Raw genomic sequence first — 13,016 nt, 5'->3', positions numbered from 1 at the left:
CGGCGAACGGGCTGCGTCAACCGCGGAAGTAGTTGACCCGCCGATTCAGCTCCTCGGCCAGCATGGTCAGGTCCTGGCTGGAGGACGCCACCTGATTCGATGCAGCGGAACTGGCGACAGTCGAGTCGTGGATGCGCGTGACGCTCTGGTTGACCTCTTCCGCCACCGCGCTCTGCTCCTCGGAAGCCGTCGCGATCTGCGCGTTCATCTCGTTGATCGAGCCCACTTCCTGACGAATCTTGGTCAGCGCATTTTCCGCCTGCAGCGTCTGTTCGACGGTCTGCTGCGCCAGCAGCTTGCTCGACTGCATTACCTCCACCGCCCTGCCAGCGCCAGCCTGCAGCGAGGCGATCATCTCGCTGATCTCGCTGGACGACAGCTGCGTGCGGTTGGCCAGCGAGCGCACCTCGTCGGCCACCACCGCGAAACCACGGCCATGCTCGCCGGCACGGGCCGCCTCGATTGCGGCGTTGAGCGCGAGCAGGTTGGTCTGCTCGGCGATGGCGGTGATGACCTGCAGGATCTTCTCGATGTCGCCGCTTTGCGCCGAGACCTGATTGACGGTTTCGGTCGCGCTCTCCAGCACCTTGGCCAGGTTATGGATGGAGATGGCCGTCTCGCCGACGATCCGCGTACCGGTCTCGACCTGCTCGTCGGCGCTCTTCGCCGCAGCCGCGGCACGGGCGGCGAAGCTCGCGACCTCGTTCACCGTCGTGGCCATCTGGTTGATCGCCGTGGCGACCTGCTCAGCCTCGGCCGACTGGTGCTGGATCTGCTGATTGCTGTTCGCCGATGAGGTACGCAATTCACCCGAGGCGACGCCGACGCCATCGGCGGCCGCGCGCACCTCGGCGATGATCGAGGTCAGCCGGCTGGCCATCTTCGCCGTCGCACCCATGACGCTGTCTGGGTATGGCGTGACGATCAGCTGACCCAGATCGCCATTGGCCAGGTTGCCGATCACGCGCGCCACCTCGTCGGGCTCGGCACCGAGGGTCGAACGCAGCTTGCGAATGATCACCACCGCAATGGCCACACCCAGCAGCACCGCCACGCCGGTCACCGCGACGATGAGCGCGAGGAAGCCACTGGCGGTATCGCGGACCACGGTCACGTCCTGATTGATGCTCGATTCCTGGTGATCGATGAAAGCGTTGATCAGCCGCAGCCATTCGCTATAGGCCCCGGCGACGTTTTCCAGGAGAAATTCGTAGGCGCGCTCCGAGCCCTCGTTGAAGCGCAGTTCGACCACCTGCTGGGTCAGCGCGTTGGTCTCCGCCTCGATGGTCTCGATCTGCAGCATCAGCTGCTTTTCCACGGCCTCGGCGGAGGGCTGCGCAAGCATCGCCTTCATCGGCTGTGCCGAATCGGTGTACAGCTGCGCCAGCCGCTCGATCTCCGCCACCTGCTCACGGGCGAACGCCGGATCGGCCGCACTGACGGCGTCCCGCACGGCAATCGCACGGTCGTGCACGCTGCCGCGGAAGTTGATCGCATAGCGTTGCTTGAGGCCGGCCTGCGAGCTGATCTGGCTCATGCTCCGGTCGATGACGTCGACTTTGAGCGCACTGACCACGGCGACCGTCACCATCAGCGCCAGGATCACCAGAACCCCAGGCCCAGGCGCATGGATACCGACATCTGCTTGTTCATCGAACACTCCTCTAGCCAGACTGCGAGGCAGCCATTCAGTCAGTCGTTGATGCTCCGAGCGATACTTGAAGCGGGAAAAAACTTGTACAACATAATGTCACCGTGACATTGCTTGTACAAGTTTTATCGACATCCTGACTACCCGAAACAGCTGAGTTCGGGCGTTCTAGTGTTCGCAGCGAGATATCGCAAGCTCAAGTACGGGACCTGTAGAGGCCTTGTACAATTTTTTTTATTTGCCGGTCGCCGGTATGCAATGACTGGTGCGGCCGCACGCAGGAACTCCACGGCCGGCAATCTAGGCGAGCCCCCGGGCCTCTGTCGAAGGGGGTACCAGCGGGCACCGCCCGAGCCTCCTTCGCTACATAGAAGGTATTGCTTTTATCGGCTTTTGGTATCGCTGCGCGCGCGGACGCCCAAGCCCCGCGGCATACCTGAGTATGCTCGTACATGCTAGCGCCGACTCCCTGCAGCTGGCCTGCGGAGGCGTGGCGACTCGCGCCATCTCATACAAGCCTCGTGCAGGACCCTCTCCATGAAAACAATAGCAATGTGCGCCGCTGTGCTTATCACCCTGGCGAATCCGACCTGGGCAGCCGACCCCATTGAACGGCTCGCCGTCAGCGATATGCAGGCATTCCGCCTAGGACAGCTCGACTGGCAGGCCGAAACGAGCCTGCCGCCTGGGGCTCAAAGTGCGCTGCTTGTCGGCAACCCCAGCCAGGACGGGGTGTTCGTGGTCATGTTGAAGTTTCCGCCGAACTATCCGATTCCAGCCCACACGCATCCGTTCAGCGAGGTGATAACCGTACTCAAGGGCAAGCTCGGCAACGGCATGGGAAAGACATTCGATAAGGCCCGGGGGGAGGTTCTGCAGGCTGGTGACAGCTTTGCTCTGCCCGCCGAGCATGCCCACTACGTCTGGACTGAGGAAGAGGAAACCATCGTGCAGCTGATTGCCACCGGCCCCTGGGGCATCAGCTATCTCGACCCGGCGGATGACCCGCGCAACGGCTCAAAACGCTGAGCGATACGGCTTTCTTTTTTAGCTCCACGGCTCAGGCCTTTCGCCATATGAACGAAAGGTCAGACAGCAAAAAGGCGCCCGAAGGCGCCTTTCTGTGGTCTCGCAACGGTGTCAGACCTTGCTACGCTCGAAGCGCTTGCGGTCGTTCTCGTTGAGGTACTTCTTGCGCAGCCGGATCGACTTCGGCGTCACTTCCACCAGCTCGTCGTCGGCGATGAATTCCAGCGCCTGCTCGAGGGTGAACTTGATCGGCGGAACCAGGGCGATGACCTCGTCCTTGCCGGAAGCGCGCATGTTGTCGAGCTTCTTGCCCTTGGTGGGGTTGAGCACCAGGTCGTTGTCACGGCTGTTGATGCCGCACAGCTGGCCTTCGTAGATCTCGTCGCCCGGCGCCAGGAACAGCTTGCCGCGTGCCTGCAGGGTTTCCAGCGAGTAGGTCAGCGCGGTACCGGTGGCCATCGAGACCAGCACGCCGTTCTGGCGGTTGGTCACTTCGCCGGCCTTGATCGGGCCGTAGTGGCTGAAGGTCGAGGTCAGGATGCCCGAGCCGGAAGTCAGGGTCAGGAAGTTGTTACGGAAGCCGATCAGGCCACGCGCCGGGATGGTGTACTCCAGGCGGACACGGCCCTTGCCATCCGGAACCATGTTGCTCAGGTCGCCCTTGCGCAGACCCATCTGCTCCATCACCGGACCCTGGTGCTGCTCCTCGATGTCGATGGTGACGTTCTCGTACGGCTCCTGCTTCTCGCCGTCCTCGTTCTCGATGATCACCACTTCCGGACGGCCTACGGCCAGCTCGAAGCCTTCACGACGCATGGTTTCGATCAGTACCGACAGGTGCAGCTCGCCACGACCGGAAACCTTGAACTTCTCGGGGCTGTCGCCCGGCTCGACGCGCAGGGCGACGTTGTGCAGCAGTTCCTTCTCCAGACGGTCCTTGATGTTGCGGCTGGTGACGAACTTGCCTTCCTTGCCAGCGAACGGCGAGTCGTTGACCTGGAAGGTCATGCTCACGGTCGGCTGGTCGACGGTCAGCGGCGGCAGGGCCTCGACGGCGTTCTGGTCGCACAGGGTGTCGGAGATGTACAGCTCATCCATGCCGGATACACAGACGATGTCACCGGCTTCGGCTTCCTGCACTTCAACGCGCTGCAGACCGGAGTGGCCCATGATTTTCAGAATGCGGCCGTTGCGCTTCTTGCCGTCGGCGCCGATGGCGGTGACCGGGCTGTTGGCCTTGATGGTGCCGCGAGCGATGCGGCCGATGCCGATCACGCCGAGGAAGCTGTTGTAGTCCAGCTGCGAGATCTGCATCTGGAACGGACCGTCGAGGTCGACCTTCGGGGCCGGAACGTGGTCGATGATGGCCTGGAACAGCGCATCCATGTTGTCGTCCATCTTCTCGTGGTCCATGCCGGCGATGCCGTTCAGGGCACTGGCGTAGACGATCGGGAAGTCCAGCTGCTCGTCGGTGGCGCCGAGGTTGTCGAACAGGTCGAAGATCTGGTCGATGACCCAGTCAGGACGCGCGCCCGGACGGTCGATCTTGTTCACCACGACGATCGGACGCAGGCCGGCCTTGAACGCCTTCTGGGTCACGAAGCGGGTCTGCGGCATGGGGCCGTCCTGGGCGTCGACCACCAGCAGCACGGAGTCGACCATGCTCATCACGCGCTCGACTTCACCGCCGAAGTCGGCGTGGCCGGGGGTGTCGACGATGTTGATGTTGTAGCCGTTCCACTTCAGCGCGGTGTTCTTCGCCAGGATGGTGATACCGCGTTCCTTTTCCTGGTCGTTGGAGTCCATCACGCGCTCGTTTTCCAGCTCCTTGCGATCCAGGGTGCCGGACAGACGCAGCAGCTTGTCGACGAGGGTGGTCTTGCCATGGTCGACGTGGGCGATGATGGCGATGTTGCGTAGATTCTCGATCACTGATTCTTTTCTCTGTAGATAGCTTCGAGCTGAGGCTGGAAGCTGGAAAAAGTCCGGACGAAGACAGTCTGTCCGAGGGTTGTACGGCCTGGCCTTGCGATCAGTGCCGGTCGGGAGGGCGGTGGCGGATGCTGCCGCCAAGCAGCCCCGGCTGTTTCACCGATGAGTCAGGCCGGACGATAGACGCGTACATTGACATGCCCCTCGCTCAGCAGATGGTGAGCATGCAGGCGGCTCATGACACCTTTGTCGCAATACAGCAGGTACTGGCGGTTTTCATCCAGCTCCTTGAATCGGTTGTTCAGTGCATAGAACGGTAGCGTCTGCACTTCGATGCCCGGCAGCTCGAGCGGTTCGTCCTCGGCGCTGTCGGGGTGACGAATGTCGAGGATGACCTGGCCAGCACTCGGCTCGACGACTTCTTCCACCTGCAAATCCTGGCCCAGCTCGTCGATCACGCGGTCGATGGCGACCTGGCGGGCATTCGCCAGCGCACGCTCCAGGATAGCCATGTCGAACTGCTTTTCTTCGTGCTCTATACGATAGCGCTTGGCCTTGGTGGTCGGGTTCACCGAGATCACGCCGCAGTACTCGGGCATGTTCTTGGCAAACTCGGCGGTGCCGATCTCAAAGGCGGTGTCGATGATGTCCTGCTTGTGGCTGGCGATCAGCGGGCGCAGCACCAGCATGTCGGTGGCCGAGTCGATTACCGAGAGGTTCGGCAGGGTCTGGCTGGAGACCTGCGAGATCGCCTCGCCGGTGACCAGCGCGTCGATGTGCAGGCGCTCGGCGATCTGCGTCGAGACGCGCAGCATCATGCGCTTGAGGACGACGCCCATCTGGCTGTTGTCGACCTTCTGCAGGATTTCGCCGACCACTTCCTCGAACGGCACGCTGATGAACAGCACGCGGTGCGAGCTGCCGTACTTCTTCCACAGATAATGAGCGACTTCCATTACGCCCAGCTCGTGGGCGCGGCCACCGAGATTGAAGAAACAGAAATGCGTCATCAGCCCGCGGCGCATCATCTGATAGGCGGCCACGGTGGAATCGAAGCCACCGGACATCAATACCAGGGTCTGCTCCAGCGCGCCCAGCGGGTAGCCACCGATGCCGTCATGCTGCTCGTGCACGACGAACAGGCGCTGGTCGCGGATCTCCATGCGCACTTCGACTTCCGGTGCCTTCAGCGAAATGCCGGCGGCAGCGCATTGCTGGCGCAGCTGGCTGCCGACGTGACGCTCGACGTCCATGGAGCTGAACGGGTGCTTGCCAGCACGCTTGCAGCGCACGGCGAAGATCTTGCCCGGCAGGCGCTCGGCGTAGTGCGCCTTGCATCTGGCGACGATGTCGTCGAGATCGCCCAGCGGGTACTCGTGCACTTCCAGGCAATGAGCGATGCCGGGCGTGCAGCGCAGGCGCTCGATCATCTCGCGCAGCAGCTTCGGCTCGCTGCGCACGGTTTCCACCTCGATGTTGTCCCACACGCCCTCGACCCGCAGGTCGGGATCGAGCTCGCGCAGCACGGTGCGGATGTTCTTCGCCAATTGACGAATGAAGCCCTTGCGCACCGGCGGGCTCTTGATGGTGATTTCGGGGAAAACCTTGACGATCAGCTTCATGGAAACAGCGCGGCGCCGACGTGGCAGGAAAAGAGGGGCGCGGAGTATAGCGGAAACTGCTCAACATTTAACCGCTTTCTTCAAACGCAGCAGAACGCACCAAAAGAATGCACATCACCGGCGAGCCGCACCAATACCGCGCATCAATCCAGTGCAGCAGCTACGCTTTGAGACGCGCAAACGCTGCCGCAGCGCTGCCAGCGGCCTGCAGTCCCAAGAAAGAGCACTGGCATGCAATTTGCTCCCTTGTGAGGCAGGTCGCCTTGGCGGAACATCGCCGCCCGGCTTCACCCTGATTCGGAAGCTCACTGTCACGCTTCCACCACTTGGAGAACACCATGTCGAAGTCGCTTCAACTGATCAAAGATTACGATGTGAAGTGGATTGATCTGCGCTTCACCGATACCAAAGGCAAGCAGCACCACGTCACCGTTCCGGCTCGTGATGCCCAGGATGAAGACTTCTTCGAGCACGGCAAGATGTTCGACGGCTCCTCCATCCATGGCTGGAAAGGCATCGAAGCCTCCGACATGATCCTGATGCCGGTCGACGAAACCGCCGTGCTGGATCCGTTCACCGAAGAGCCGACCCTGATCCTGGTATGCGACATCGTCGAGCCGAGCACCATGCAGGGCTACGACCGCGATCCGCGCTCCATCGCCAAGCGCGCCGAAGAGTTCCTGAAAGGCACCGGCATCGGTGACACCGTATTCGTCGGCCCGGAGCCGGAGTTCTTCATCTTCGACCAGGTCAAGTTCAAGTCGGACATCTCCGGCTCGATGTTCAAGATCTACTCCGAGCAGGGCTCCTGGATGACCGACCAGGATGTCGAGGGCGGCAACAAGGGCCACCGCCCGGCCGTCAAGGGCGGCTACTTCCCGGTTCCGCCGTGCGATCACGACCACGAAATCCGTACCGCCATGTGCAACGCCATGGAAGAAATGGGCCTGGTCGTTGAGGTTCACCACCACGAAGTGGCGACTGCCGGTCAGAACGAGATCGGCGTGAAGTTCAACACCCTGGTTGCCAAGGCTGACGAAGTTCAGACCCTGAAGTACTGCGTACACAACGTCGCCGACGCCTATGGCAAGACCGCGACCTTCATGCCGAAGCCGCTGTATGGCGACAACGGTTCGGGTATGCACGTACACATGTCCATCTCCAAGGATGGCAAGAACACCTTCGCTGGCGAAGGCTATGCCGGCCTGTCCGAGACCGCCCTGTACTTCATCGGCGGCATCATCAAGCACGGCAAGGCGCTGAACGGTTTCACCAACCCGTCGACCAACTCCTACAAGCGTCTGGTCCCGGGCTTCGAAGCACCGGTCATGCTGGCCTACTCGGCCCGCAACCGTTCCGCCTCGATCCGTATTCCGTACGTTTCCAGCCCGAAAGCCCGTCGTATCGAAGCGCGCTTCCCGGACCCGGCTGCCAACCCGTACCTGTGCTTCGCAGCACTGCTGATGGCTGGCCTGGACGGCATCCAGAACAAGATCCACCCTGGCGATGCGGCCGACAAGAACCTGTACGACCTGCCGCCGGAAGAAGGCAAGCTGATCCCGCAGGTGTGCGGCAGCCTGAAGGAAGCCCTGGAAGAGCTGGACAAGGGCCGCGCGTTCCTGACCAAGGGCGGCGTGTTCTCCGACGAGTTCATCGATGCCTACATCGAGCTGAAGTCCGAGGAAGAGATCAAGGTGCGCACCTTCGTGCACCCGCTGGAATACGACCTGTACTACAGCGTCTGATCCAGCTCGCGTGACAGGAAGGCCACCCTCGGGTGGCCTTCTTCGTTTCTGCAGTCCGGCGGCGATTCGTGCAGCTTGTCACGCCTCGCAAATCCCACCGATCCCACTTGCCTGCAACTCGGCGCAGTGCAAGGCTTCGGCAGTCCAACTCCGCGGAGCCTCCCATGCGTAGCGCACTGTTCAGCCTGCTGTTCATTCTCAGCCTTCCGACCTTCGCCGAGATCTACAAGTACACCGATGCACAAGGCAATACGGTGTTCACCAATCAGCCACCGGAGGGTGTCCAGGCCGATACCGTCGACCTGCCGCCAGCCAATACGGTAAATATCCGCACGCCCGAACCGCCGCCACCGCTGCCGGACAGCCAGCAGACGCAGTCGGCCCCTTACCAGACACTGATGCTGAGCGGGATTCCCGATGATGAAGCCCTGCGCGCCAACAACGGCACCTTCATCGTCAGCGCGCTGCTGGAGCCGCCGCTACGGCCCGGCCACAGCTTGCGCTTCGTGCTGGACGGCATTCCCCAGGCTGCCGCCAGTGCCGCAACCTCGCTGCAACTGAACAATGTCGAGCGGGGCGAGCATCGCCTGCACGTCGAGGTGCTGAGCGGCGAGAAGGTCATCCAGCGCAGCCAGCCGGAGCTGTTCACCGTGCAACGGGTGAATACGTCCAGCCCGGCATTGCGTCCGAAGCCTCCGAGGCCTGCTCCTTGATCATCCTGCGGCAGACCCTGGCCGTCGCACTGCTGGCGGCCGCCCTGCCCTGCCTCGCCGGCGTCTACTCCTATGTCGACGCCGAGGGCAATCGGGTCTTCACCGATCGCCCGGCCGGCGAGGCGGCCGAAGAAGTTCACCTCAAGCCGTCCAACAGCATGCCTGCGCCGCCGATGCCCGCCGCACGCCCTACGGAGCCGGCAGCACCGAAAACCGCGAGCATCATCTATCAGTTGCACATCCTCAGCCCGACGGCGGACGAAGCGATCCGCAACAACGCCGGCAATGTCAGCGTCACCGTGCAGGCCGAACCGACGCTACACCCCGGCCACGCCTATCAGGTACTGCTCGATGACCAGCCGTTCGGCACACCCGGCGAACAGACTTCCTTCGCCTTGAGTAACGTCGATCGTGGCACCCATCAGCTGGCGGTGGCTGTCGTGGATGAACAGGAGCGCGTGCTGCAACGCACCGCGAATCAACCCTTTCATCTGATCCGCACCTCGCTGGCCCAGCGGCGCATGGTCAATCCTTGCCAGAAGGCCGATTACGGCGTTCGCCCGGAATGCCCGCTAAAGGACAAGCCGGTGGAAAAACGCGACATTCCCTTCGTGCCCTTTCTATGATCATGGGGTGCACCTGTTTGGTGCGCCCATCAGGTGAGCGGATCGCTCGTCACCAATTTGGGTCACCGGACAGCCCGTAGGGCTGCAGCATCACGCCGATCCGCGCCGCAATGGCGCGCTTGGTTTGGTTCTTGCATTTCCTGCCTGAACTTCCGGACGCAGACCAGCCATGATCAACGAAGCCCTGCAACGCCTGCTGATCGAGAATCTGACTACCGCGACGCTGTTGCTCAACTCGCGCCTGCGCCTGGAGTACATGAACCCGGCTGCCGAAATGCTGCTGGCCGTCAGTGGCCAACGCAGCCACGGACAGTTCATCAGCGAGCTGTTCACCGAGTCGCCGGAAGCCTTGGCGGCCCTGCGCCAGGCGGTTGAAGAAGCCCATCCGTTCACCAAGCGCGAAGCCACCCTGACCTCCGCCACCGGCCAGACACTGACCGTGGACTATGCGGTGACCCCGGTACTGACCCGGCAGGAAACCATGCTGCTGCTGGAAGTGCTGCCGCGCGACCGCCTGCTGCGCATCACCAAGGAAGAGGCCCAGCTGTCCAAGCAGGAAACCACCAAGATGCTGGTGCGCGGCCTGGCCCACGAGATCAAGAATCCGCTGGGCGGCATTCGCGGTGCGGCACAACTGCTGGCCCGCGAGCTGCCCGAAGAACACCTGAAGGACTACACCGAAGTCATCATCGAGGAGGCCGACCGCCTGCGTAATCTGGTCGACCGCATGCTCGGCTCTAACAAGCTGCCGTCGCTGTCGATGACCAACATTCATGAAGTGCTCGAACATGTCGCCAGCCTGATCGAGGCGGAATGCCAGGGAAGCATCATTTTGGTGCGCGATTACGATCCAAGCATTCCCGAAGTCCTGATGGACCGCGAACAGATGATCCAGGCCGTGCTCAATATCATGCGCAACGCCATGCAGGCACTGGCCGGGCAGAACGAGCTGGGCCTCGGCCGTCTCACCCTGCGCACCCGCACACTGCGGCAGTTCACTATCGGCCATATTCGTCATCGCCTGGTGACACGCATCGAGATCATCGACAACGGCCCGGGGATTCCCGCCGAACTGCAGAACACGCTCTTCTACCCGATGGTCAGCGGCCGCCCGGACGGAACCGGTCTGGGCCTTGCCATCACCCAGAACATCATCAGTCAGCACCAGGGTCTGATCGAATGCGAGAGCCATCCTGGCCACACCGTGTTCTCGATCTTCCTACCGCTGGAACAAGGAGCCACATCAGCATGAGCCGAAGCGAAAACGTCTGGATCGTCGACGACGACCGCTCCATCCGCTGGGTCCTGGAAAAGGCCCTGCAACAGGAAGGCATGGTCACGCAGAGCTTCGACAGCGCCGACGGTGTGCTGGCCCGCCTCGCCCGCCAGCAGCCGGATGTGATCATCTCCGACATCCGCATGCCCGGCCTCAGCGGTCTGGACATGCTCTCGCAGATCCGCGAGCAGTACCCGCGCCTGCCGGTGATCATCATGACCGCGCATTCGGATCTGGACAGCGCGGTGGCCTCCTACCAGGGCGGCGCCTTCGAATACCTGCCCAAGCCGTTCGACGTCGACGACGCCGTCTCGCTGGTCAAGCGCGCCAATCAGCACGCCCAGGAGCAGCAGAACCAGCAGGAACCGGCCAACCGCCACCACACTCCGGAGATCATCGGCGAGGCGCCGGCGATGCAGGAGGTGTTCCGCGCCATCGGCCGGCTCAGCCATTCCAACATCACCGTACTGATCAACGGCGAGTCCGGCACCGGCAAGGAGCTGGTGGCCCATGCCCTGCACCGCCACAGCCCGCGTTCGGCGTCGCCATTCATCGCGCTGAACATGGCGGCTATCCCCAAGGACCTGATGGAGTCGGAGCTGTTCGGCCACGAGAAAGGCGCCTTCACCGGTGCGGCCAATCAGCGCCGCGGCCGCTTCGAGCAGGCCGACGGCGGCACCCTGTTTCTCGACGAGATCGGCGACATGCCGGCCGATACGCAGACCCGTCTGCTGCGCGTGCTGGCCGATGGCGAATTCTACCGGGTCGGCGGCCACACGCCGGTGCGGGTCGACGTGCGCATCATCGCCGCGACGCATCAGGACCTGGAAACACTGGTGCAGGCGGGCAAGTTCCGTGAAGACCTGTTCCACCGCCTGAACGTCATCCGCATCCACATCCCGCGCCTGTCCGATCGCCGCGAGGACATCCCGGCACTCGCCGAGCACTTCCTCGCCAGCGCCGCGCAGGAGCTCTCGGTGGAAACCAAGGTGCTCAAGCCGGAAACCAAGGATTATCTGCAGCACCTGCCCTGGCCGGGCAACGTGCGCCAGCTGGAGAACACCTGCCGCTGGATCACGGTGATGGCATCCGGCCGTGAAGTGCATGTCGACGACCTGCCGCCGGAGCTGCTCAACCAGCAGGCCGAGGCACAGCCCGCGCACAACTGGGAACAGGCGCTGCGCAACTGGTCCGATCAGGCCCTGGCGCGCGGCCAGAGCAACCTGCTCGACGAGGCGGTGCCAGCCTTCGAACGCATCATGATCGAGACCGCGCTCAAGCACACCGCCGGTCGCCGCCGCGACGCCGCGCTGCTGCTCGGCTGGGGTCGCAACACCCTGACGCGCAAGATCAAGGAGTTGGGCATGCGCGTCGATGGCAGCGATGACGATGACGGCGACGACAGCTGAGCGCGGCTGACACCGCATCGTTTTAGCGCCCTGCCAAGGGCGTCACCTGGATCATGGCTGCTTGTCGGCCGCCACCTGCACGGCGATACGCCAACCACCATCGTGGCGTTCGCCGTGCCATTGCCCCTGCAGTCGCCGCGCCGCCACCAGATGCAGCAACAGGCCTTTCCCGGTCTGCTGCACGCGCCAGGCCAGTGTCATGCCGTCGATCTGCAGCTGTCCGGATTGTGGCTCGCCTTCGGCCTGGAACAGCAGGGCGAACGCCCCTTCTAGATGCTCGTCATATACCTCGGGTTCGCGGTCGAACTGCAACGAAAGGCCTTGCGGCTGCACCTCCACCAGTGCCAGTTGCACCGGCCCGGGCGCGGTGAGCCGGCCGATCATCAGCCCCACCAGCAGCCCGATCAGCACCAGCGAACCGAAAAAGGTCCGGCGTATGCGGCGCATCGGGTCCTGCGCCCCGGTAGAATGCCGCCGGTCTTCAACCTCGGTGCTGCGCATGTTTCACGTGATCCTGTTCCAACCGGAAATTCCGCCCAATACCGGCAACATTATCAGGCTCTGCGCCAATACCGGCTGCCACCTGCACCTGATCGAGCCGCTGGGTTACGAGCTGGACGACAAGCGCCTGCGCCGCGCCGGCCTCGACTACCACGAGTACGCCACGCTGGAGCGCCACGCCGACCTGCCGAGCTGCCTCGCGCGGATCGGCATCGACGCCGCAAACGCGGACGGCCCGCGGCTGTTCGCATTCACCACAAAGGGTTCGCAGCCCTTTCACGAAGTCAGCTATCGGCGCGGCGATGCGCTGCTGTTCGGCCCGGAGAGCCGCGGCCTGCCGCCGGAGATCCGCGACGCCCTGCCCAACGAGCAACGCCTGCGCCTGCCGATGCGCCCCGACAGCCGCAGCCTGAACCTGTCGAACACCGTGGCCGTCACGGTGTACGAGGCCTGGCGCCAGCACGGCTTCGCCATGGAGTGAGCGGTACAACCTTGTGACAAAGGGCCCTGAA

Annotated in this window: 10 protein-coding genes and 1 pseudogene; 7 read left to right on the top strand and 4 right to left on the bottom strand. The window is 63.0% G+C overall.

Annotation, left to right across the window (positions count from 1 at the left end):
* Positions 1–16: 16 nt before the first annotated feature.
* Positions 17–1,653: pseudogene (locus BM275_RS13740) on the bottom strand (methyl-accepting chemotaxis protein).
* 535 nt (positions 1,654–2,188) lie between these two features.
* Between BM275_RS13740 and BM275_RS13735 the strand changes: the two are divergent.
* Entirely contained in the window at positions 2,189–2,680 is a 492-nt protein-coding gene (locus BM275_RS13735) for a cupin domain-containing protein (RefSeq protein WP_167362169.1), read from the top strand.
* Between the two features lie 111 nt (positions 2,681–2,791).
* Here the strand turns inward: BM275_RS13735 and typA are convergent, their stop codons facing one another.
* Together typA and thiI are read right to left on the bottom strand one after the other, a co-directional pair.
* On the bottom strand, positions 2,792–4,612 hold the full coding sequence (typA, locus tag BM275_RS13730) for a translational GTPase TypA (RefSeq protein ID WP_090521779.1): 1,821 nt from the start codon (positions 4,610–4,612) through the stop codon (positions 2,792–2,794).
* 167 nt (positions 4,613–4,779) lie between these two features.
* On the bottom strand, positions 4,780–6,234 hold the full coding sequence (thiI, locus tag BM275_RS13725) for a tRNA uracil 4-sulfurtransferase ThiI (RefSeq protein WP_090521777.1): 1,455 nt from the start codon (positions 6,232–6,234) through the stop codon (positions 4,780–4,782).
* 338 nt (positions 6,235–6,572) lie between these two features.
* Here thiI and glnA point away from each other — a divergent pair, with 338 nt between their 5' ends.
* From glnA to ntrC, 5 genes are all read left to right on the top strand, one after another.
* Positions 6,573–7,979: a glutamate--ammonia ligase gene (glnA, locus tag BM275_RS13720; protein ID WP_014821904.1), complete on the top strand. Its 1,407-nt coding sequence runs from the start codon at positions 6,573–6,575 to the stop codon at positions 7,977–7,979.
* Between the two features lie 164 nt (positions 7,980–8,143).
* Positions 8,144–8,692 carry a DUF4124 domain-containing protein gene (locus BM275_RS13715; protein WP_090521775.1) on the top strand — a complete coding sequence of 183 codons (549 nt, stop codon included), beginning with the start codon at positions 8,144–8,146 and terminating at the stop codon, positions 8,690–8,692.
* The gene (locus BM275_RS13710) at positions 8,689–9,318 is read left to right on the top strand and encodes a DUF4124 domain-containing protein (RefSeq protein ID WP_090521773.1); all 630 of its coding nucleotides are present in this window, start codon (positions 8,689–8,691) and stop codon (positions 9,316–9,318) included. Before BM275_RS13715 ends, BM275_RS13710 begins: the two co-directional genes overlap by 4 nt.
* 169 nt (positions 9,319–9,487) lie before the next feature.
* Entirely contained in the window at positions 9,488–10,570 is a 1,083-nt protein-coding gene (gene glnL, locus BM275_RS13705) for a nitrogen regulation protein NR(II) (RefSeq protein ID WP_014821907.1), read from the top strand.
* Complete coding sequence (gene ntrC / locus BM275_RS13700; RefSeq protein ID WP_090521771.1) at positions 10,567–12,003, top strand: nitrogen regulation protein NR(I); 1,437 nt, start codon at positions 10,567–10,569, stop codon at positions 12,001–12,003. Before glnL ends, ntrC begins: the two co-directional genes overlap by 4 nt.
* A gap of 51 nt (positions 12,004–12,054) precedes the next feature.
* On the opposite strand, the gene BM275_RS13695 is transcribed toward ntrC, so the two are convergent.
* On the bottom strand, positions 12,055–12,504 hold the full coding sequence (locus BM275_RS13695; protein ID WP_003280959.1) for a hypothetical protein: 450 nt from the start codon (positions 12,502–12,504) through the stop codon (positions 12,055–12,057).
* Between BM275_RS13695 and BM275_RS13690 the strand changes: the two genes are divergently transcribed.
* Positions 12,503–12,985 (top strand): tRNA (cytidine(34)-2'-O)-methyltransferase, encoded by a 483-nt coding sequence (locus BM275_RS13690; protein ID WP_090521769.1) that lies wholly within the window; start codon positions 12,503–12,505, stop codon positions 12,983–12,985. The two genes, BM275_RS13695 and BM275_RS13690, sit on opposite strands and share 2 nt — an antisense overlap.
* Positions 12,986–13,016 lie beyond the last annotated feature (31 nt).

Origin of the sequence: Stutzerimonas kunmingensis, assembly GCF_900114065.1 — a bacterium.
Taxonomy (GTDB): domain Bacteria; phylum Pseudomonadota; class Gammaproteobacteria; order Pseudomonadales; family Pseudomonadaceae; genus Stutzerimonas; species Stutzerimonas kunmingensis.
The sequence above is the reverse complement of the archived record's forward strand: the minus strand, read 5'-3'. Positions and strand labels throughout refer to the sequence as shown.